Raw genomic sequence first — 20,615 nt, 5'->3', positions numbered from 1 at the left:
CCGCTCCCCTTACGGGAACGGCCCCAGTTTCACTCAGTGAGCTATGAGCTACTGCGTGTGTTGGCTCAGTACATACCGCCCATGCCGGCGTCCTCGCCACCGGCGGGAGCCGGAGGTTCGGGCTTGTCGGCAACGACTGCCTCGGTTGTCAGGAACATGCCTGCGATCGAAGCTGCGTTCTGCAGAGCAGAGCGGGTGACCTTGACCGGGTCGGAGATGCCTTCGGCCATGAGGTCACCGTACTCGCCGGTGGCTGCGTTCAGGCCGTGGCCTGCGTCCATGCCAGCAACACGGTCAGCAACGACGCCGCCTTCGAGGCCAGCGTTTTCTGCGATCTGCTTGAGCGGAGCGGAGATGGCGACGCGCACGATGTTGACGCCGGTAGCCTCGTCTCCCTCGAGTCCGTCAAGGGCGCCCAGGGACTGGGAGGCAGCCTGGATCAGCGCGACACCGCCGCCAGCGACCAGGCCCTCTTCGGAGGCTGCGCGAGCGTTGCGGATGGCGTCTTCGATGCGGTGTTTACGTTCCTTGAGTTCGACCTCGGTGGCGGCACCGGACTTGATGACGGCAACTCCGCCAGCGAGCTTGGCGAGGCGCTCCTGGAGCTTCTCACGGTCGTAATCGGAGTCGGTGTTGTCGATTTCCTGGCGGATCTGGCGGACGCGACCATCGAGCATGTCCTTGTCGCCTGCACCCTCGACGATGGTGGTCTCATCCTTGGAGACAACGATCTTGCGGGCGCGGCCCAGCAGGTCGAGCTCGGCATTTTCCAGCGAGAGGCCAACGGTCTCGGAGATGACCTGGCCGCCGGTGAGGATGGCCATATCCTGCAGCATGGCTTTGCGGCGGTCGCCGAAGCCGGGGGCCTTGACGGCCACGGACTTGAAGGTGCCGCGGATCTTGTTGACGACCAAGGTGGCCAGGGCTTCGCCCTCGACGTCCTCGGCGATGATGGCCAGAGGCTTGCCGGTCTGCATGACCTTCTCCAGGACGGGGACGATGTCCTTGACGTTGGAGATCTTGGAGTCCATGAGCAGGACGTAGGCGTCTTCGAGGACGGCTTCCTGGCGCTCGTTGTCGGTGACGAAGTAGGCCGACAGGTAGCCCTTGTCGAAGCGCATACCCTCGGTGGTTTCCAAGGTAGTGTCGAAGGAGTTGGTTTCTTCAACGGTGACGACGCCTTCGGCGCCGACCTTCTCGAAGGCCTGGGCGATGAGGTCGCCGATTTCGGTGTCGTTGGCCGAGATGGAGGCGGTGGCTGCGATCTGCTCGGTGGTTTCGACGGGCTTGGCGTCCTTGTGGAGCTGGTCGACGATGGCGGAGACAGCCTGGTCGATGCCGCGCTTGAGGGCGATCGGGTTGGAGCCAGCGGCCACGTTGCGCAGGCCTTCACGCACGAGAGCCTGGGCGAGGACGGTGGCGGTGGTGGTGCCGTCGCCTGCAACGTCGTCGGTCTTCTTGGCAACTTCCTTGACCAGTTCGGCGCCGATGCGCTCGAAGGGGTCGTCGAGGTCGATTTCCTTGGCGACGGAGACACCGTCCTTGGTGATGGTGGGAGCGCCCCACTTCTTGTCGAGGACGACATTGCGGCCCTTGGGGCCAAGCGTCACCTTAACGGTGTCGGCCAAAAGGTTCAGGCCGCGTTCCATGCCGCGACGCGCTTCCTCGTCGAAGTTAATGATCTTGGACATTCTTGTCAGTTTCCCTTCCGCATTGCGGATCGGGTCCGATGCCCGCGACGGACGGCTTCGTGGTGGCCGCGCCTTTCGCGACCGCCCTTGGGCCTCACCGGACCGTGTGGTCTTGTCACTCTGCCGTGGCGAGTGCTAACGCCAAGTTTGGCACTCGACACATGCGAGTGCAAGACGAGCGGGCCACACACTGAAATAGTCCGCTGATAGCGAATGAGTCCCCGGCCCATCATGGGCCAGGGACTCACACTCACCGCTTCAAGCGGCATAAGACCTTCAGCGCAAGATCACGGTGACGGGGGCGCTCAATCCCGTCGTTGACGCCACATTCGTGATGCCTAGTCGCGAGGCAACATCTTGGGCTGTCGCGAGGTTATCCTCACCCTCGTAATAGACGGTGCTAACCTCGGCCTGCCAGCCGGTGGCATTGGCGGCACTCACCGAGGAATAGCCAGCGCCCGTGAGGATGCCTGCCTGCTCGGCGGCATATCCGTTGATTCCCGTTCCGTTGAGGACCTTGACAGCGAGGTTTTGATCAACCGTTGGTTCCTCAGCTTCAGGCTTTTCTTTCTCGGCAGCTTCGGGCTCCGACTGAGGTTCCTCAACAACTGGTTCAGGTTCGACGGGGATACTTTGCGGGCCCGCCGACATTGCATCGGACTGGGGCTGTGCTGATTGGGAGGACTGTCCTGCAAGCTCATTGACCGTTTCGGGCGTGACGATGCCGCGGTTCGTCAGGAGCGTGCTGGCTCCCCAGCCCAGCAGTGGAACGATCACCAAGATAGCCAAGAAAGGCCACACGGACTTCCATTTCGACGGCTGCGGCCGATGCATGCCCACGGGCATGTCCTCGCCGGCGCGGTCAAATTCATCCTTTGGATACTGTGCACTCACCCTCCCAGGGTAACGGCACTGCAGTTATTGAAAGGACATCCGGGTGGGCGCGTCTTTGCCACCCGAGCTTTAGGCTGTATGGCGTGAATGTAATCAAACCGCAGCCTCTGTCAGCTCTCATTGATCCAGGTTGGGCCCAAGCCTTGGCTCCCGTCGAAGCCCGTATCCACGAGCTTGGAGCGATGCTGCGCGCCGAGATCCAAGCCGGTCACCACTACCTTCCAGCGGGCACAGATGTTCTGCGGGCATTCACCTACCCCTTCGACGAGGTCAAGGTCTTGGTCGTAGGCCAAGACCCCTACCCAACACCGGGGCACGCCATGGGATTGAGTTTTTCTGTGGCACCTGGAGTGGCATTGCCGCGTTCCCTACAGAACATTTTTAAGGAGCTCGAATCCGATCTAGGGGTTCCTGCCCCTTCCTCGGGAGATTTGTCGGCGTGGTCGCGCGAGGGTGTCTGCCTGCTCAATCGAGTGCTCACTGTTCGCCCAGGCGCGCCCGGCTCTCACCGCAAGCGCGGCTGGGAGGAAGTGACGGAGTGCGCCATCGATGCTCTGGTGCGCAGGAAGAACGAGGACGGTTCCCCCAAGCCGATGGTGGCGATCCTGTGGGGGCGCGACGCCCAGACTTTGGAGCCTCGCCTCGGGGACACACCGGTCATTAAGTCTGTGCATCCTTCTCCCCTGTCAGCCTCGCGCGGCTTCTTTGGTTCGAAACCCTTTTCGAAGGCGAACGACCTACTTGCCGCTCAAGGCGCCACCCCCGTCAACTGGCGCCTCTAGCGCCCTCGCCTCTTCTTTTTCTTTCCCCCGAAGGACGCCCAAAACTCCCGCGAAGGACGCCCATCAGCGACATCTTTGGCTGTAGTAATGGCTACATGAATGGCTAAAAACTAACGATCTGTCTACATACAAAACAACCCCAACATCGAGTTTCCTCAATGCTGGGGCCGTTTCTTGCTGGAGCCGCCTATCGGACTCGAACCGATGACCTGCTGTTTACAAGACAGCTGCTCTACCAACTGAGCTAAGGCGGCAAGCGTTTCAGCGCACTAAGTGTGCCATGAACTTGGGGGTCCGGACGAATCGGCCGAACCCCCAAGCCACTTACCAGCCCAATTTCATTGCGACTGGGACACCTGTGTGCCTGACTCAGCAGACTCAAGCTTCATGCCCGAACGCAGGGATTCAAGGATGGACGCTGCGTCATTACCAGCCAATGCGATCTTGGAGGTGTGGTTAAGCACAAACTCCGGAGTGCCGATGGATCCATTAGCATCACGGTTCTGATACTTTGCCTCACGCCAGGCTTTGCCAGTGATCTCCAGGTATTCATCAGCGGCGTTGACGGGGAACGTCTCAATGAGATCTTGGGCAATACCCTGCTCGGCGGCAATAGTCTTAACCTGCTTCCAGGACGCATCCGCATCCTGGATCACGCTGCCCTTGCCAGAGTTGAATTGGCTAGCAAAGTAGGACAGCAATGCATGGTGGAACTTGATCCAATTGTTTGGATCCTTTTCCGCAACGATCAACGAGGCCGAGGTCGCTGCGCCGGCGTAGGGCATGTTCACGGTATCAACGGGGATGATCTCGAGGTTGTATTCGCCGTTGAGAGCACCGTCGGTGACATCTTGACCGATGAAACCGTCAATATCTGCACACGCATGGCACGAATAGTCGAAGTACTCGGTGAGCGTCGGCAAAGATTCGTCCGCTTCTTTGGAAACACCATTAGCGGTGACGATGACACCAGCACCGTCTTTATAGGAGCCGAGAACTGCAGAATCCGCCGACCGAGCAGCGTTCTCTTTAGCGACCTGCTGGCTGACAACAACACCGACCACCGCGACGATCGCGATGACGATGACGGCAACGACGCCGATAATGATGTTACGTACGCGCTTGTCGGCTTTTGCCTGGGCTTCGCGCATCTGCTGGGCTTTGAGCCGGGCTGCGTCATTGGCCGTAGAGTTCTTCGCCATTGTGGGAGCCTTCCTGATTCGGTAACTTTCTTAGCGTAGCCACAGGGAGACGAAGAAACCCCTTGATGTTTGCGATGCCACAGCTTTTCAAACTTCGCGCCAAGTCGAGCTAGTCGTTGCCGACGATCAGTGGCTTGGCCCATATCCTCCGGTTGTCGCAATCCACATTCCCACAATGAAAGCAATGCCGACGAAGATCAGCACGATTCTCAATCCGACGGGTCGAAACATTTTCATCGTCACTCGTGAAAAGCCGTCCCGCAGCGATGGGGTGGTGGGGCTTAGCCACAGTGTGAAAAGTTCCAAGAAGAGCAGCGCCCACACCACCGCATTCACGTCGGCTCTGACCAAAGCTTGATCCCACTGAACGGGCGGCGTCATGCTGGTCAACCAGTCAAGGGGACGCTTCCACTGGATTTGTCCGTAAACTCCAGGCGAATACACCAGCCAAACCACGTAGGGGATGAGTGCGCCGAGCCCCAAACCTAAAACAAGTTCAGCCAATGCACGCAGCGCCAGTAGCGGTGCCATTCCCAGGAGGGCAACACCATCTGAAGTTCGCGCACCTCCATGTTTGATGCGCCGCTGTTCAAGCCATCGCCACATCGCTCCGGGGATCGTAAAGATCACCAGAACAAAAAGAGCAACAAGACCGCCGGTCTGGCCCATCATCAAAGGCAGAGCAGCCAAAACACCCATACTGACTGCGCCCAGAATCCATGGAGTCTTGGGACGCTTTGGGATATATGTCTGTGCAGGGGGGAGCCATGACCCAGCGTTGGGCTGCATATAGACACCGGGTCCAGCCATAGGAGCCTGTAGCCAAGGCTGATTCGGCTGATACGGGTCCTGATAGATCTGCGTCGGCACACCTTGCATGGCCGGAATAGCCCTGGGGCGGGGAACAACAGGTGTCGCTCCCGTAGGCATGGGTCGAGTCTGGGCAAGCTCATCGTTGCTCCACTCGGACTCGTAGATCTGCGTGCCGTCGGGATCAGGCTCTTCGTCGCCCTCGTATTCCTCTTCCTCATATTCATCGAAGTCGACCTCTTCGTCGACGACTACCGTATCTGGGGCATATGACACCGCCGGTGCGACGTCAGCGGAGTCAAGCACCGGCACCTCACCAGGCTGGAGCCGCTCAGTCTTTTCCCCCCTGTACAGCAGCGCATGCCAGTCGACCGCAACATAGTCGAGGGCGCCGGGAGCCCATCCCGCGTCAGCCATCAGGTCGGCAACGATCAACGAGGGCGACGGGCGTTCTTCGCGGTCCACGGACAGCCCCGCCGTCAAAGCTTGGACTGCCCTCGGCGATAATCCGGCGGTGTCGGGAAGCCCGTTGACGACGTTGACGATGATGGCTTGCATGTCGCCAGTGCCGTAGGGAGGCCTGCCTGTCGCGGCGGACAGGAGAGTCGCGCACCATGCCCACCAGTCGACGGCTGTGTCAGCAGGTTGAGCGCGCATGAGTTCGGGAGCGGTGTATCCGGCGGTTCCCGATACGAGGCCGGTGCGAGTCAGGTGGTCGTCCTCGTCTGCCATTGCGATACCGAAGTCAATGAGAAAAGGGCCCGAGGGCGAGCAGATGATGTTGGATGGCTTAATGTCTCGGTGGATGATGTGGGCCGCGTGAACGGCGTCAATAACCTCGGCCAAATGATGGGCGAGAGCAGCCACGCCTGCGCGTGAAATCGGCCCAGATTGGATGACTTGGGCCAGGGTTGGCCCTTCGATGAACTCTGAGACCACAAAGGGTTGGCTGGCGTCGACCTCAATGTCGATCACATGCGCAACGCAGTCGGACTTCACGGAGTTGACGGTGCGCGCTTCACGGACGAGGCGGTCGCGGGCGGCTTCGGAAGCGGCGAAGGCTGGGTGGATGGCTTTGAAGGCAACGTTTTGTCCGGCGCCATCTTGGGCGAGCCAGACTGTGCCAGCACCACCGGTGCCGACCCGCCTGCGCAACGTGTAGCCGCCAATCTCGTCCCCAACATCCACGCGAACAGGTTACAGGGACCCTGTCTCATCTGTGGTTCAGCGGGACGGTACTGGGCGCATCTACGGGCAGCGAAAAAGATTTCAGTACACCGGAACACTTGTGAGCACAGGCAATAGCGATAAAAGGTTTCTTAAACCTGCTCGCCATGCTATTTTTTCAAAGGCGGGTCACCGGTGGACCGACCCGCACGCCAACACTGCTGTTGGTGCAACGACTACCCACTCGGATCGTCCGGCACGTACCTGCCGGTGGGAAGGAAAAATTTCATCATGGCAACCGTTACCTTTGATAAGGCCACGCGTATCTACCCGGGCAACACGGAGCCCTCCGTCGACCAGCTCGAACTCGAGATTGCAGACGGCGAATTCCTCGTCCTCGTTGGCCCCTCTGGCTGCGGCAAGTCCACGTCGCTGCGCATGCTCGCTGGCCTTGAGGACGTCAACTCCGGCCGTATCTTTATTGGCGACCGCGACGTCACTGACGTTCCTCCGAAGAACCGCGATATCGCAATGGTTTTCCAGAACTACGCTCTGTACCCGCACATGTCGGTGCGCGACAACATGGGTTTTGCCCTCAAGATCGCTGGCACCCCCAAGGATGAGATCGCTAAGCGGGTCGACGAGGCCGCCCGCATCCTCGACCTAGAGGAATACCTGGATCGCAAGCCGAAGGCCCTGTCCGGTGGTCAGCGTCAGCGTGTGGCTATGGGCCGCGCCATCGTGCGCAAGCCCCAGGTCTTCCTCATGGATGAGCCTCTGTCGAACCTGGATGCCAAGCTGCGTGTCCAGACTCGTACGCAGATTGCTTCCTTGCAGCGCCAGCTCGGTGTTACCACCGTCTACGTCACCCACGACCAGACTGAGGCTCTGACCATGGGTGACCGTATCGCCGTCCTCGACAAGGGCATCCTCCAGCAGGTCGGCACACCCGCCGAAATGTACGATCGTCCCGCCAACGTGTTCGTTGCAGGCTTCATTGGCTCGCCCGCCATGAACATTGGAACCTTCGACATTGATGGTGACACCGCAAAGATCGGTGCCGCACGGGTCCCCCTGTCGCAGGCAGCCCTTGCTGCCGTCAGCGACGCCGACGCTGGCAAGATCACCATTGGTTTCCGACCTGAGGGACTCGAGGCTGTCTCCGCCGACACCCCGGACACCATCCCCGTCCAGGTCGACTTCGTCGAAGAACTCGGCTCGGACGCTTACGTCTACGGTCACCTGGCTGGAGCCGAATCCGGTCACGGCCTGGGCTCAGGTGCTGACGGTTCCAAGGAGCAGCTGATTGTGCGCGTTCCTCCGCGTACGGCTCCGGCCCGCGGCGGCGTCATCCACACGCGCATCATTCCGGGCAAGCAGCACAACTTCTCCGCTGCCACCGGCGTGCGTTTGCCTGACTGATCGGACGTATAGCCGATTGATCAACGGTGCCCCGGTTTTGCCTGGCTTTCATTTGCTGGGTGAGGCCGGGGCCCTTGTCTGTTCAAAGCCCGGTATCTTGCTGAGTGCCCAGTGAGATTGGCTGAGGACAGTCTGGATCAATGCGAGAATAGGATTATGTCGCAAGCCCTTGAGATCACAGCTGCCACGGTTGATCCCGCGCTTCTTGACCTACCGTGGGAAGTGGCATTGGAAGATTGGCCGCAGGATATTCTCGCTGCTCTTCCTCGGGGAATCTCGCGTCATATTGTTCGCTTCGTGAACCTGTCGGGCCGTGTCATTGCCATCAAAGAGATCGGGCCGACCGTTGCTCACCGCGAATTTGAATTGCTGAGGGACCTCCACCGCCTCGACGCGCCCTCGGTCCTACCCACCGCCGTCATCACTGGACGTCACACTCCCAACGGCGAAGAACTCAACGCCGCCCTCGTCACCGAGCACCTGCAATTTTCTCTCCCCTACCGCGCCCTGTTCAGCCAGCACATGACGCCAGAGACAGCAACCCGCCTGATCGACGCCCTGGCTGTGCTCCTGGTTCGCCTCCACCTCAAGGGCTTCTACTGGGGAGACGTGTCCCTGTCGAATACTCTTTTTCGGCGTGACGCCGGCGCTTTTAGCGCCTACCTGGTGGACGCAGAAACCGGGGAGCTGCACCCGCGCCTAACCGATGGACAACGCGACTACGACGTGGACTTGGCACGCACCAATATCATCGGTGAGCTCATGGATCTACAAGCTGGGGCTTTCTTCCCTGATGACGCCGATCCTATTGATATTGGTGACCGTATTCGCAGCCGCTACTGCGACCTGTGGGAAGAGCTCACCGGTGTTGAGATCATTGAAGGTTCTGATCAGCGTCACAAGGTTGCTCAAAAGATTCGTCGCCTGAATGACTTGGGCTTCGACGTTGGTGAACTCAAGATGACATCTGATAGCTCCGGTATGCGCCTCGAAATTGAGCCGAAAGTGGTTGATGCTGGGCACCATCACCGAAAACTCATGCGACTGACCGGCATGGACGTAGGCGAGCATCAAGGCCAGCGCCTCCTCAACGACATTGAGACCTTCCGTGCCACCACGGAACGTTCAGATTTACCGTTGGAGATTGTGGCTCACGAGTGGCTGTCTCATGTGTTCGAGCCCGTCATCCGCGCAGTTCCCCCGCAGTTGGCAAGCAAACTTGAGCCCGCGCAGATTTTCCACGAGTTCCTTGACCATCGTTGGTTCCTCGCCCAGCAGCAAGGCCGCGACGTTCCGCTGTCTGATGCGATTGCGTCCTATGTGGATCAGGTGTTGGCAGGCAAACGTGACGAAGAGGTTTTCGTGTCGGCGGGCGGCGACGAGGACGGCACCACAGCCGATTCGAACCCGGATCTGTGGTGAGGACGGCGCGCTAGCCAGACCCGGCGATGCGTGTTCTGCCACGGGCGTAGTGCCCTAGTGGGCGTGACCGGGGCAGCCGCGGGACAATAGATGCTGTTTGAGAGTTTTCAGGAGGATCCATGACCACGTACCCCCGTATCTATGCGCACCGCGGAGCGTCTTCACTGGCGCCAGAGAACACTATTGCGGCTTTTGCAAAGGCGGCTGAGGTTGGGGCCTCATGGTTTGAATTCGACGTCGACATTATTCGCGACGGCTCACTGATCGTCATGCACGATGATCGACTGGATCGTACAACCAACGGCAAGGGCGGCTACTACAACCTGACTTTTTCAGATATTCGCCGCTTGGACGCTGGCAAGTGGTTCTCCAACACTTACACCTTTGAGCGCATTCCCGAGGTGGCCACGGTTATTGAGTTTGCTAACGCGGCGAATATGGGAATGAACCTGGAGATCAAACCCTGCCGGGCAGGCACTCAGCTGCGCGAAAAACTCATTGAGAACCTCAATGTGGCTGTCGGAAAGGTCGAGGACTTCTCACGCCTGCTGGTGTCGTCTTTTGACCATGAGTTGCTGGCTGACTTCCACAGGGTTCGCCCTGAGATTGAGTTGGGTTGGCTGTTTGAGCGTGAAGGCCAGCCTGGCCCCACCTGGCAGGAGGGCGCGGCACGGCTGGGTTGCAAAGCTATTCACCCGGATGTGGAGGGAGTGACCGAGGCCGAAGTTGCTTCAATGCTGGACGCTGGTTTTGAGGTCAATGTGTGGACCGTGAACGACGTGGACCAGGCCGCTGAACTCGCCAAGTGGGGTGTTACGGGTATCTTCACTGACCGCCCGCAGGATTTCCCGGCTGAGGCTCTGGCCCGCTAAAACTCCGAGCACTGTCCCCAGCCAGGATGGTGGCGTTAGAACTCGTTGTCGTGCTTCGTCTTACGTTCGTGACGCATCGCCACGTATTTGGCTAGTGAAATCTCAGCAACCGAATCGACAACCAGCACTGCTCCTAGAACGCCGGAGAAGATTCTCCACCCTGAACGCGGCTTAGCTGCCCTCACGCACGCAGCCAATAGGCCAGCACCAACCGTGGCTTCAACGGCGGCGGCTATGCGGATGATCCACGGTTTTTCGACGGCCACTTCCTGGTAGCCGTTCCACAGGGTTTGAACCGTGGATTCGGGTTCTTTGAGCATAATGTCGACGCTGCGGCCAATGGCATTGGAGATTCCGCGCGCCAGGTGCACGGTCACGCCGTCGACCTCGTCCATTTGCGAGGACCCAACGAGGAAGCCAGCAACTCCGGCGGGTAGTCCCAGCGCCTTGACGACCTTCCACACTGCTTCTTCGCCAGACAGCGAGGCTGAGGCGTGCAGGGCCTGGATGTCGGCTCCGGGGATGGCTTTGGCAATAGCGGTCAGGTCGCCGCGGTCCCCGACCAAGTCGATAACCTCAGCGGCAACATCGTCAGAGTTTTCATGCCCACCAGCCACAACGAGGCTATCCATCGCCCAGTTATGGGTGACGACGTGTTCCAGATGGTCATCCGTCACCAAGAACACCTGGAATTCGCCGTCGGTCAGGGACAGGGTTACGAGCGGGAGTTCACCGAAGTTCCAGCCTGCTTTTTCGGGCGGGAGTTCGGCAAGCAGAGCGCGGTGGTCGTCGGCAAGTTCCAAGTCTCCCAAATCAACGCCTTCAAGAGCTGCCAGGAGGGGAACGGACGAGGCTGGAGTGCGGCCAATTTCGACGATGCGCGAAGGGGACTCGTCCTCGTCGTCCAACTCGTCGTCTTCAGGCCACGTTTCTGCCAACGGAGATTCGCCTTCGGGAAGGTGATCGGCGGCGGCCCCGCCAATACGCACTTCTGCCTCGAAGAGGATGGCGAGTTCTTCCGCCAGCTCGTCTGGGGTGGGGCCTGCAACCACGTCGCTCGAATCAGCGGGCACGAGGGCGACCGCACCATCCGCAACGGCCAGGTTGAGGCCAAGCAACTGGGGCGTGGAGGGGAACCATTCGAGTTGGGCGAGGATGCCTCGTTCGCGTAGTTCGCGGGCTACAGCGGTCGGATCAATCTGTTGTCCGATGAGCATGCCTTCAATGCGGGTCCAGTTGTGCTCCATGGCGTTCCCCTTTTTGTCGATGATGATGCCCTCGTCACATCATATCTGCCTTGTTCCCCTCCGGCGAGGCACAGATATTGGCCGATGGACGCCCTCGTCTTGCCTGCGGCTTGCGTCCCAAGAACGTCTGGGGATTATCCTCATTTTTAAGATGGTCTTTATATCTACTGACCAGTTCATTATCGTCAACACACGGTTGATACTGCTGCTGAGGCCACTAGCCACCGGATCATCCCTCCGATGCTTTACATCCCATCGTCTGGGACCGCAACGTCTTTTGGAACGGAAGTGGAACTACGCCGACTCACGGATGGTCGAATCGCCCTGCTCGCCTACACTGCGCTTGACCGTTTGGCGGATCATTGCGGCCCGTATCAACCTTGGGTTTTGATACCGACGGATCGGTTGGACGAAATCGAACGCGACCAGAACTTCGACGTCATTCTGCTGGATGCTGAGATTCCAAAAGAGTTTCGCCGACCAGAAGGGCTTGTGAGCGAGTGACGCATTTACTTTTCGAAGACACCGATGCACTTGAACTCATGGTTGAACGCCATGCCGAAATCGCTGAGAGGATTAATTCCCAGGCACCGTCAATGCCAGAAAACGTTGACGGCGGAGTTCTCGAGTCACATATTTTGACAGCCTTGGCAAAAATCGCTAGCAATTACGGAGTGCTCTCAACGTGGTCTGCTTCTATGTCAATGGCACTCGATGCAGCCAAGAATGCAACGATCGCCCAGGATGAACAAATTGCCGATTCGTTTAGCATGGAAGTCGAATGATGAGTCCCAATGTGCTTGACACCCATATCAAAGGCGATCACACGAGTGTGCGACGTGTTGCTGACTGGCTCGTAGAATCAGGTCGGGTGTTTGAGGATCAAGCATTGAATCTGAGCACATGCCGGGAATTGGCAGTCGATTGGCAGGGGCTTGCCGCAGACGCCTACGAGAATAGTGCCTCACCGATGAAGGAGGCAGCTTTCAAGTGGGCTGACACCGTCAAGCGGCTAGGAGATCGCTTGACAGCCTACGCTGACGAGTTATTCGACAGACAACGTGATATGAGTGATCATCGTTGGAATGCGCGCGATGCAGGACTACAAGTTTCCGATTTTCTTATTTTTCCTCCAGATCCGTTGGAGGATGTCCCCTTGTTTTCTCAGGACATGTCCGAGGAGGAGAAATCCTCCCGCGCTATGTTGATCTCTCGTAACAATGTTTTAAAGCAGCAGTGGCGCACTTGGGAATATCTGTGCGAGGACGTTCCCCACACCCACGAACTGTTCAATTCTTTCGCAAAGCGAATCGCCGATGAACTCAATGACATTATTGCCCTTCCTGACCTCGACAGCATCCTGCTCGACTTGGGTGTCAATATTGCCACTGAAATGTCAAGTAGCTACTTCCGCCAACAATCTTTTCTCGCCCATTCTGCAGCAGCCGCTGCTGCCGTTCGAAGTGCAAATGAATGGAGACGCTTGGGTTTAAACCCAACAGAAGCCATCAAAGCTGGCCAATCTTCCCGTAGTGCGCAAAGCGCTTTCTCAAGTAGCAAAACGACAATGACATACGCTAAGTGGGCTGGCCGCGCAGGTGTAGTCGGCTCGTTCATTAGCGCCGGAGTCGACATTGCTTCCGGTGAATCACCCGGATCTGTGGCTGTCGGCGTAGGTATAGGAATCGCCACCGCCACCGCCACCGGGGCGGCCGCTGCCGGTACAGTTCTCAGCACAGGTGTCATATCCCCCGCCATTGCCATCGGTGTTACCGCAAGCGTCGGCGCTTATGCAGCCAAGAGCGCTTACGAGTATTACGTCCCGCTGCGCATCCGACGAAAGTTCATCGACGAACCAATCCATGACCTGATGGGGCACCTCGGACAACAGCAACGCGAATACGTCAGAAAATCTAATGGAAATTCAGACGACTCTCTACCAAGTTTCCTCACTTTTCCCGGAGGAGCACTATGAAAAGACCTGCTGCAGGATGGAATCCATTCGTATTTGACGAAAAGCATGCCCATGCTCAACGGAGGCTTCTCAGAGCAACGCTCTTTCTCATTCCAGCTTCCTGCATCATCAGTCTTTTTCATTTTATACTCAGGGCGCTTCCGGCTTTCCTTGCTCTTGCCGTGCTATTGGAACTCGTCGTTCAGTTGGCACCTTCGAATCCTCGGTGGTTGCGTTATCCAGATAGACTCGTGACAAGGACGCGTGTAGTTCATGTTTTCGCGCTAGCGGCAGAGTGTGTCGTTGCTCTTGGTATGTCCACATATTTTTACTGGCTGGCCACTGTCGGCCAAGCCCCCACCTATATTCTTGTTGGCATTTTTCTTCTGTTGGCTGCTGGCATACAGGCGTACCGGATGCGCGGCCTATTCAAAAATGGCGCCCGCTTCGAAATCACACTAACCCCCCAGTACATTCGGCTCCAAGCTATTGACGGTCAAGCACTACGGCTCGACTGGAATACTCACCCCAAACTTGGCCCCTTCGATGCTCAACGCCTCTGCATCTACAACGACGCCACAGGCACCAGCTTCCTCCAAAGAAACCTCCTACCTACCAGAGCAACCGACCTACACAACATCATCGACTACTATTCCCACCACCCCGAGAACCGCTGGGAACTAGCCGCCCCCGAAGGCCTGAATCGCGTCGTAGACATGTGCACCCACACAAAGAAATAGGTACAGATCCAACAACCCCTCCCTTTGAAATAACATCGGCACTATGAGTAGGACACCAGCTAGCAACGAATCCGAACCCAAGCAGAAGGACTCAACCTCCGCCTCATCAAACAACCTTGCCGAACGCCTCGCTAGATTGGTGGGATGGATGTTCTTTATCGCTGCGCCAGTGTTTTTTCTCGCTGCCTACGCAGTATTTGGTCACCGGTCTTGATGTTCTTTACTGGGAGGGCGCCTCGGGGAATCCTTACGATCTCGATAGGATGTGGATTCACCTGCGCAACATTAATATCCCTAACTCGATTCTTCTCGGAGTTCAAAGCAGTCTGGTTTTTGCACTCCTGGGTCTATCATTCGTCGAAAAGCAAACCTCTACACCCTCGGCTTTAACGAGGAACGACCCGTTCAACACGCAATGGTTCGCCCACCACAAGAACACCGCGCGTTTGATTTCTGATGAGACCGCAGTCCAGGTGATCGCCATAATCATCAGCGCTGGCACCGCCGGAGTCTCAACGATCACCTTCGTCAAACGCTTCCAGCCGACCTCATGCGGTTGGGAGTCTTCCCTCCTCGCAACCACGCTGTTCTGGACACTCTACTGGATCGTCTTCACGTACATCCGCAAATCTGGTGGACCACCTTCAGTGCCAGGACGCGTCCTGAGACTGGCAGACACCGCGGCCGCGTTGGAGGATCTGCGAGGGCTATGGAACGATGAATCACGAGTGACAATGTGGCGATTGGCGCGAGGCAGGTCCCTCCCTGATCTTCCTGAGCACGTAGTGAGGGCACTCCAACGCTCCAAAGACCCTGATTCCCTTTCAATGCCTAAAAAACTCAGGCTATTTCACCGATCTTTACTCACGGAGATGCCCGCGTTCTGGACGATCCCAGTCGGACTGGTCATCCCACTAGTCGTCGTCACCATGATCGTGGGTGCGGACAAGAGCATTTCAGCAGCTGAGCTCCGCCACTTCATAATCATAACCGTAAGTGGTGCCATGCTTGTCACCGTATTCTTCGGTTTCTCAATGCTCAGTCTCTATCAAGCTATAATCGAACGCCTCTCACAAAGAGAATTCGTCCCCTCCTATTTCCTGGCATGGACAATGCACGTCATGAGCGCGTTCTTCTTCTTCATATGGCTCCTCAAAGTCGGCATCCTCCACTACGACAACAGCAGCTTCATCAACGTTGCTGCGCTCTTATTCTGCGCCTTCTCATTCCCTGCCCTGACTAAATGGGGATATCTCCTGGCGCGTCCACTAAAAAACCCCAATAAGGCGCCGCTTAAACAGATCATCGATCACATAGTGAAGACACTGGAAGCTGAACAGGCAGAGTTGATCACCGAAATTCGCAAAGACCTTCCTCACCAGCCAACCAGGCAACGCATCCAAATGCGTTGATCACCGGTAACCACCCATATTGCCGCACGCTGAAGACAACGCTCCCACCAGCCGAAACAACAAAAGTGCCCCGCCGCGATCAGTCGCGGCGGGGCACCCGAGTCTGATTCAGCGAATCAGTTCAGCTAGATGCTGATGATCACTTCATCTTGGTGCCGACGGAGCCGAGGCGTTCGCAGGCCTCGACGACGCGGGCGGCCATGCCGGCTTCGGCCGACTTGCCCCAGGAGCGAGGATCGTACATCTTCTTGTTGCCGACCTCGCCATCAATCTTGAGGACACCGTCGTAGTTGCGGAACATGTGCTCCACGACGGGACGGGTGAAGGCGTACTGGGTGTCGGTGTCGACGTTCATCTTGATGACGCCGTTGGCAACAGCCAGGGCGATCTCTTCGGCGGTGGAGCCGGAGCCACCGTGCATGACCAGGTCGAAGGGGCGGTTGTTCTTCCAACCAACCTTGGCGGCGACCTCTTCCTGGATGGTGCCCAGGATCTCGGGACGCAGCTTGACGTGGCCGGGCTTGTACACGCCGTGTACGTTGCCGAAGGTCAGAGCGGTCAGGTAGCGGCCCTTTTCGCCCAGGCCTAGAGCCTCAACGGTCTTGAGGGCATCTTCGGTGGTGGTGTAGAGCTTCTCGTTGATTTCGCCAACGACACCGTCTTCTTCGCCACCGACAACACCGATCTCAACCTCGAGGATGGTGTTGGCCTTGACAGACAGTTCCAGCATTTCCTTGGCGATCTCAAGGTTCTCGTCGAGCGGCACAGCGGAGCCGTCCCACATGTGGGACTGGAAAGTGGGAAGACCACCCTTGGCGACCTGCTCGGCCTCGAGCTCCAGCAGGGGGCAAACCCAGGAGTCGATGTTCTGCTTGGCACAGTGGTCGGTGTGCAGGGCAATGGTGACGCCGTAGTTCTTGGCGACCTCGGTGGCGTAGGCGGCCAGGGCCAGAGAGCCGGTCACGCGGTTCTTGATGGTCGAGCCGGATGCGTACTCGGCGCCACCAACGGACACCTGGATGATGCCGTCGGACTCTGCCTCGGCGAAGCCTTGGATGGCGGCAGTGACGGTCTGGGAAGAGGTGATGTTGATCGCGGGGTAGGCGAACTTGCCTTCCTTCGCGCGATTCAGCATCTCGGCGTAGACCTCAGGGGTTGCGATAGGCACAATAGCCTCCTAATCGAGTGACAGATTTGCCGGAACAATTCTGTCACAGATCTCCTCGTTCATGCGAGGAAGGAAGTCCCGAATCTTATGTTCAATAACGCTGCACTTGTGCCCACATGGCGATGGCGGCAGCGTGACCAACATTCATCGACCTGGTTGATCCGCGTTGTGTAATAGCCACCACGACCTCGCAGGACGCAATCATCTGCGGGCTTAACCCTGCTGATTCTTCGCCAAAAACCAAGCACGCCCTGACCGGAAGCTGCGCTCGCTCCAGAGGAATTGAGCCATCTACGTTATCTACTCCCACCATCGTCAGCCCCTCACTCTGACAGTGGTCCGCGAGCGCGGCAGCGTCCGGCAAGTGATCGACCTCGATGTATCGGTCGGTGACCATGGCTCCGCGCCGGTTCCACCTGCGTCGCCCCACGATGTGGACACGCCTGGCTCCCAAAGCGTTGGCGGTGCGCACAATCGACCCGATATTGAAGTCGTGGCCCAGATTTTCAATCGCCACCTCAAAGGGCAAGCTGTGGGCGGCAACGTCGGCGCGGATCGCGTCCATCGTCCAATAGCGGTAGCGGTCCTCAACATTGCGTGCATCCCCTCCGGCCAGCAATTCCGGGTCGTAGCGCGGGTCGTCGGGCCATTGGTCGGGCCCGCCGGGCCACGGGCCAACTGCGGACGAGGGCGAGGGCGAGGGCGAGGGCGCGTCCTGGGGTGTCGTCTGATCATTCATCGGGCACACCATAGTGCGAAAGGGGCTGTTCGTGTCACGATTGAGACATGGCATTGTCGAAGCATCTTCTCAGTCAGGGCGAGGTTGTCGTCCGTCATATGCATTCCCACATTAAAGCAATTCTGTGGAATATCGTCGCCGCGATCGCCCTGATCCTGGCGGGGATTGCCGCTTCGGTGTATCTGCCAGATGATTGGGCGCCCTACAGTCACATTGTTGTGTGGCTACTCGTGGCCGTGATTGTGTTTCAGGTCTTTGTTATTCCTTTCATCAAATGGTCCACCACCACCTACACGTTGACATCCAAGCGCGTCATTACCCGCCACGGCGTCTTCAATAAGCGTGGCCACGATTTGCCACTGTCTCGTATTTCTGACGTCACTCACGAACGTGACTTGATCGACCGCATGTTCGGTTGCGGAACGCTGACGTTGCAGACCTCCAGCGACGATCCGCTCGACCTCGTTGACATTCCTAAGGTGGAGATTGTTCAAGTCGAAGTCACCAACCTACTTTTCCACGACGTGCAGGGAGCCGTTGACGCGGATCCTACGGATTGAACTCATTGACGCGGGGCGGGTACCAGGGTGAAGTGTCCCCTGGTTTCTTCCCCGCTCGCGAGCATGAAACTGGGGCAGGCCTTGTTCTGTAGCCTCAATGACTGCGGTTTTTCCGAACGATAACCCTTGCTACTGAGGAAAGCTGTGCAGAACCGGTTTTCAATCCGCACTTTGGGAATCATCGGGCAAGCCGAAATATTCCCGATCCAAAGCAAAACCAGGCTCAGGCTCAAAACAAAAACTCGCCTGACCACCCCCACCATCCTGACCCGCAGGACGACTACGCGGCACAACATCCAACAACGTATACGTCCCCACCCCCGGATGCACCACAGCCTCACCCACTACAAGACTGGCCCCAACACCATCCACGCTTCCTACACTCGACAAATGGGCTTTCATTACCCCATCCTCGATACGCACACCATTGACGACGACCATCACATCATCTCCGCCGGGCCTGAAGACAGCATTCTCAACAATGCTGAACTTATAACCATCCGCGCAAGCCATAAAATCACCCTCCCTCATAAAAGTCGGAGAATCAGAATCCCCAGCCGGAGCATCACGATGCACACACCCCGACAACAGACCAGCCAACATTCCAACAACGACACCCCACCAAAGAACACCACGCAGCACCCTCACCGATACGGCCCTCCAATCGCCACATCCCCGTAGTAATGACCGAAATCCTCCCAGGACATAACAAAAGAAGCTGCAACAGGATTCTCATCTGGAGTCCAGTTCCGCCTCCAGGGATTTCGGAGCGTCACACCCTCACTACCCGCCCCTTCAACCATGTAGGCATGCCCATACGGGATGCGGATCGTCTGTTTGCTGCCATCAACCATGACTTCCGCATTTGCCCAACCGTCGTCAGGGAAATGCGACAGGGGGGCGTTACCCGTACCCGCGGTAGCTGGCCGATGATCCGACAACGCTTGAACGATCTGCTCCCGTTCCTCGTGACCATACCCTTGGCCCCATCCGAAGATTCCTGGATGACGTGACACTCCACCGGCAGGAACATTCGTGATGTCCTGGAAGGCCTCAGCCCGGCTCCCCCCACCAATGCCGTTATGCGAGTCACTGTCCAGAGTTCCTCCAGGATGAATCTGACCATAGGCCGACTCGAACACCGACACCATGTTCGGCTTCGTCCCATTGGCCCCGCGTCGATACGTCGAATCGACGAACACCTCACGTTTCGCAGATTCCTCAGGATGCAAAGGGGCGTCATAGACCGTGACATAAAAGCCATCCACTACAAAACCGGGATTCCCATCCGCGCGCGGTCTTTGCCTGACCCGAACTCACGACTTCAACCACTGTCTGCCCTCAGGAGTCGACAACACCGCCATCAACCCCGACAAGTAGTAGCAGTCCCCGATGTTGCCCTGCCTCACGTCCCGGTACGACAGCGAATCAAAGCCCTCCCATATTGCCGTCATTTCGTCAACGCTCAGCACCCGCAGGGCCCCAATATTCTCCCCATTGGCATCCAGGTTCACGGGCTCAAGATGCGCCGCCTCATATAGGACCGCACCACACGCCGCAGCCTGCGCCCGCACCTGTGCAAGAACCTCGTGATACTGATTCAGCAAGGACATCGCACTGGGCATGAGCGAGAAGAACTTCGCGCGGCGCTCATTATCAGGAGTCGCCACCCATGCTTCATCAATCTCATTCATCTGCGCCCGGAGTTCCGCAACGCTACTTTTAGCCCAATCCACCTTCCACGCATAGGCATCAACCGCACGATGGGCACTCTCAACGCCCGAAGCCAAGGATGCTCCGGAAGAACACATTTGGTCGAGTTCAGCATCGAAAGCATCACGAGCATTCCCCTGCCACGAGGGCACCGCCCTTCCGCTCTGGCTCAAGTCGTCCCGAATCCGCTACAACTGGCCATACGCGGAAGACAACCCCTCCGCTCCGGCATGCAAAACCTCAGCATTCCCAGGAATATCATCGATCCACCCGCTGAAAACACCCATCACCACACCTCACTGATAATGGTTCTCGTCCCAGTTGAACATTGCCTGCAGTTCGTCTTCCATAGCTTCCGTGTGATTCGCCGTATCCGCCACCGCATTACCCACACGCCGACACCAAGAGCTCAAAGCCTTCAACCGTTCCCCGAAGTCAGAACCAAAAGCCACATACCCGTTCCGCGCAGTCATGAAGCCCCACACGGCCACACTCTGATCCGTTGGCACAGACACTCCGTCGTAGGCCTCTGCCCCCTGACTAAGACGGTTCTTCAAAGCAGACATCTCCTCAGAATCCATCTGGAAAGTACTCACGAACCACTCACTCCAATTTGTGCCATACGCCACTTTTGCAAAAAAGTGGCACACCCAGATCCCACTGACGCTGCGCACGATGGATGCCGATCCAAAGGACGGACCTCGTCGGCAGTGAGCTACATGACGAGGGCGAGCGGTAGTTCTCTCACCTTCTGCCCCGCTCAACCGACCATTCACCCGTTTGCCACCGCATCATGCACCTGGGCCGATACCCTGGATGT

Annotated in this window: 22 protein-coding genes and 1 tRNA gene; 11 read left to right on the top strand and 12 right to left on the bottom strand. The window is 57.9% G+C overall.

Annotated elements, in window-relative coordinates; genetic code table 11:
- Positions 1-65: 65 nt before the first annotated feature.
- Complete coding sequence (gene groL / locus G439_RS0101635; RefSeq protein WP_022867449.1) at positions 66-1,691, bottom strand: chaperonin GroEL; 1,626 nt, start codon at positions 1,689-1,691, stop codon at positions 66-68.
- A gap of 276 nt (positions 1,692-1,967) precedes the next feature.
- Positions 1,968-2,585, bottom strand: a complete 618-nt coding sequence (locus G439_RS0101630; RefSeq protein ID WP_026459276.1) for a LytR C-terminal domain-containing protein — start codon at positions 2,583-2,585, stop codon at positions 1,968-1,970.
- Positions 2,586-2,668: 83 nt separating this feature from the next.
- Here G439_RS0101630 and G439_RS0101625 point away from each other — a divergent pair, with 83 nt between their 5' ends.
- Positions 2,669-3,367: a uracil-DNA glycosylase gene (locus G439_RS0101625; RefSeq protein ID WP_022867447.1), complete on the top strand. Its 699-nt coding sequence runs from the start codon at positions 2,669-2,671 to the stop codon at positions 3,365-3,367.
- A 178-nt stretch (positions 3,368-3,545) separates the two neighbouring features.
- Here the strand turns inward: G439_RS0101625 and G439_RS0101620 are convergent.
- The 3 genes from G439_RS0101620 to G439_RS10740 all read right to left on the bottom strand — a co-directional run bounded on the left by G439_RS0101620 (position 3,546) and on the right by G439_RS10740 (position 6,567).
- Positions 3,546-3,621: transfer RNA gene (locus G439_RS0101620), tRNA-Thr, on the bottom strand.
- Between the two features lie 84 nt (positions 3,622-3,705).
- A complete protein-coding gene (locus G439_RS0101615) occupies positions 3,706-4,569 on the bottom strand; it encodes a DsbA family protein (protein ID WP_022867446.1) in 864 nt (287 codons plus the stop codon).
- Between the two features lie 126 nt (positions 4,570-4,695).
- Complete coding sequence (locus G439_RS10740) at positions 4,696-6,567, bottom strand: serine/threonine-protein kinase (RefSeq protein WP_022867445.1); 1,872 nt, start codon at positions 6,565-6,567, stop codon at positions 4,696-4,698.
- Between the two features lie 270 nt (positions 6,568-6,837).
- Here G439_RS10740 and G439_RS0101605 point away from each other — a divergent pair, with 270 nt between their 5' ends.
- From G439_RS0101605 to G439_RS0101595, 3 genes are all read left to right on the top strand, one after another.
- Entirely contained in the window at positions 6,838-7,968 is a 1,131-nt protein-coding gene (locus G439_RS0101605; protein WP_022867444.1) for an ABC transporter ATP-binding protein, read from the top strand.
- 156 nt (positions 7,969-8,124) lie between these two features.
- Complete coding sequence (locus G439_RS0101600; protein ID WP_022867443.1) at positions 8,125-9,390, top strand: DUF4032 domain-containing protein; 1,266 nt, start codon at positions 8,125-8,127, stop codon at positions 9,388-9,390.
- A gap of 119 nt (positions 9,391-9,509) precedes the next feature.
- The gene (locus G439_RS0101595) at positions 9,510-10,262 is read left to right on the top strand and encodes a glycerophosphoryl diester phosphodiesterase (protein WP_022867442.1); all 753 of its coding nucleotides are present in this window, start codon (positions 9,510-9,512) and stop codon (positions 10,260-10,262) included.
- Positions 10,263-10,297: 35 nt separating this feature from the next.
- Here G439_RS0101595 and G439_RS0101590 read toward each other — a convergent pair whose 3' ends face one another.
- On the bottom strand, positions 10,298-11,509 hold the full coding sequence (locus G439_RS0101590; protein WP_022867441.1) for a hypothetical protein: 1,212 nt from the start codon (positions 11,507-11,509) through the stop codon (positions 10,298-10,300).
- Between the two features lie 240 nt (positions 11,510-11,749).
- Between G439_RS0101590 and G439_RS0101585 the strand changes: the two genes are divergently transcribed.
- From G439_RS0101585 to G439_RS0101565, 6 genes are all read left to right on the top strand, one after another.
- A complete protein-coding gene (locus G439_RS0101585) occupies positions 11,750-12,013 on the top strand; it encodes an SAV_915 family protein (protein ID WP_022867440.1) in 264 nt (87 codons plus the stop codon).
- Positions 12,010-12,294: a hypothetical protein gene (locus G439_RS0101580; protein ID WP_022867439.1), complete on the top strand. Its 285-nt coding sequence runs from the start codon at positions 12,010-12,012 to the stop codon at positions 12,292-12,294. Before G439_RS0101585 ends, G439_RS0101580 begins: the two co-directional genes overlap by 4 nt.
- Complete coding sequence (locus tag G439_RS0101575; protein ID WP_022867438.1) at positions 12,291-13,484, top strand: hypothetical protein; 1,194 nt, start codon at positions 12,291-12,293, stop codon at positions 13,482-13,484. Before G439_RS0101580 ends, G439_RS0101575 begins: the two co-directional genes overlap by 4 nt.
- Positions 13,485-13,777: 293 nt before the next feature.
- On the top strand, positions 13,778-14,203 hold the full coding sequence (locus G439_RS12480) for a hypothetical protein (RefSeq protein ID WP_131333474.1): 426 nt from the start codon (positions 13,778-13,780) through the stop codon (positions 14,201-14,203).
- A 43-nt stretch (positions 14,204-14,246) separates the two neighbouring features.
- Positions 14,247-14,417: a hypothetical protein gene (locus G439_RS12585; protein WP_165544512.1), complete on the top strand. Its 171-nt coding sequence runs from the start codon at positions 14,247-14,249 to the stop codon at positions 14,415-14,417.
- A 49-nt stretch (positions 14,418-14,466) separates the two neighbouring features.
- Positions 14,467-15,615 carry a hypothetical protein gene (locus tag G439_RS0101565; RefSeq protein WP_022867436.1) on the top strand — a complete coding sequence of 383 codons (1,149 nt, stop codon included), beginning with the start codon at positions 14,467-14,469 and terminating at the stop codon, positions 15,613-15,615.
- A 139-nt stretch (positions 15,616-15,754) separates the two neighbouring features.
- Here G439_RS0101565 and fbaA read toward each other — a convergent pair whose 3' ends face one another.
- Positions 15,755-16,783 (bottom strand): class II fructose-bisphosphate aldolase, encoded by a 1,029-nt coding sequence (fbaA, locus tag G439_RS0101560; RefSeq protein WP_022867435.1) that lies wholly within the window; start codon positions 16,781-16,783, stop codon positions 15,755-15,757.
- 91 nt (positions 16,784-16,874) lie between these two features.
- A complete protein-coding gene (locus G439_RS10735; protein ID WP_022867434.1) occupies positions 16,875-17,522 on the bottom strand; it encodes a TrmH family RNA methyltransferase in 648 nt (215 codons plus the stop codon).
- A 47-nt stretch (positions 17,523-17,569) separates the two neighbouring features.
- On the opposite strand from G439_RS10735, the gene G439_RS0101550 reads away from it, so the two are divergent.
- Complete coding sequence (locus G439_RS0101550) at positions 17,570-18,082, top strand: PH domain-containing protein (RefSeq protein ID WP_022867433.1); 513 nt, start codon at positions 17,570-17,572, stop codon at positions 18,080-18,082.
- 159 nt (positions 18,083-18,241) lie between these two features.
- Here G439_RS0101550 and G439_RS0101545 read toward each other — a convergent pair whose 3' ends face one another.
- From G439_RS0101545 to G439_RS0101530, 4 genes are all read right to left on the bottom strand, one after another.
- Positions 18,242-18,595 (bottom strand): hypothetical protein, encoded by a 354-nt coding sequence (locus G439_RS0101545; protein WP_131333472.1) that lies wholly within the window; start codon positions 18,593-18,595, stop codon positions 18,242-18,244.
- A gap of 131 nt (positions 18,596-18,726) precedes the next feature.
- Positions 18,727-19,350, bottom strand: a complete 624-nt coding sequence (locus tag G439_RS0101540) for a hypothetical protein (RefSeq protein WP_026459275.1) — start codon at positions 19,348-19,350, stop codon at positions 18,727-18,729.
- Positions 19,351-19,398: 48 nt separating this feature from the next.
- Positions 19,399-19,968, bottom strand: a complete 570-nt coding sequence (locus tag G439_RS0101535) for a hypothetical protein (RefSeq protein WP_131333470.1) — start codon at positions 19,966-19,968, stop codon at positions 19,399-19,401.
- A gap of 123 nt (positions 19,969-20,091) precedes the next feature.
- Positions 20,092-20,391, bottom strand: coding sequence for a hypothetical protein (locus tag G439_RS0101530; RefSeq protein ID WP_131333468.1), 300 nt, complete (start codon positions 20,389-20,391; stop codon positions 20,092-20,094).
- Positions 20,392-20,615: the final 224 nt, after the last annotated feature.

Source organism: Schaalia vaccimaxillae DSM 15804 (genome assembly GCF_000420425.1).
Lineage (GTDB): Bacteria > Actinomycetota > Actinomycetes > Actinomycetales > Actinomycetaceae > Pauljensenia > Pauljensenia vaccimaxillae.
This window is presented reverse-complemented; position numbering and strand designations above follow the sequence as displayed.

Coding starts and splice junctions, on each gene's coding strand:
- G439_RS0101605 (WP_022867444.1), top strand. CDS start 6,838: ATGGCAACCGTTACCTTTGATAAGGCCACGCGTATCTACCCGGGCAAC.
- G439_RS10735 (WP_022867434.1), bottom strand. CDS start 17,522: ATGAATGATCAGACGACACCCCAGGACGCGCCCTCGCCCTCGCCCTCG.
- G439_RS0101550 (WP_022867433.1), top strand. CDS start 17,570: ATGGCATTGTCGAAGCATCTTCTCAGTCAGGGCGAGGTTGTCGTCCGT.
- G439_RS0101545 (WP_131333472.1), bottom strand. CDS start 18,595: ATGGCTTGCGCGGATGGTTATAAGTTCAGCATTGTTGAGAATGCTGTC.
- G439_RS0101590 (WP_022867441.1), bottom strand. CDS start 11,509: ATGGAGCACAACTGGACCCGCATTGAAGGCATGCTCATCGGACAACAG.
- G439_RS0101595 (WP_022867442.1), top strand. CDS start 9,510: ATGACCACGTACCCCCGTATCTATGCGCACCGCGGAGCGTCTTCACTG.
- G439_RS0101615 (WP_022867446.1), bottom strand. CDS start 4,569: ATGGCGAAGAACTCTACGGCCAATGACGCAGCCCGGCTCAAAGCCCAG.
- G439_RS12585 (WP_165544512.1), top strand. CDS start 14,247: ATGAGTAGGACACCAGCTAGCAACGAATCCGAACCCAAGCAGAAGGAC.
- G439_RS0101575 (WP_022867438.1), top strand. CDS start 12,291: ATGATGAGTCCCAATGTGCTTGACACCCATATCAAAGGCGATCACACG.
- G439_RS0101585 (WP_022867440.1), top strand. CDS start 11,750: ATGCTTTACATCCCATCGTCTGGGACCGCAACGTCTTTTGGAACGGAA.
- groL (WP_022867449.1), bottom strand. CDS start 1,691: ATGTCCAAGATCATTAACTTCGACGAGGAAGCGCGTCGCGGCATGGAA.
- G439_RS0101600 (WP_022867443.1), top strand. CDS start 8,125: ATGTCGCAAGCCCTTGAGATCACAGCTGCCACGGTTGATCCCGCGCTT.
- G439_RS0101565 (WP_022867436.1), top strand. CDS start 14,467: ATGTGGATTCACCTGCGCAACATTAATATCCCTAACTCGATTCTTCTC.
- G439_RS12480 (WP_131333474.1), top strand. CDS start 13,778: ATGTCCACATATTTTTACTGGCTGGCCACTGTCGGCCAAGCCCCCACC.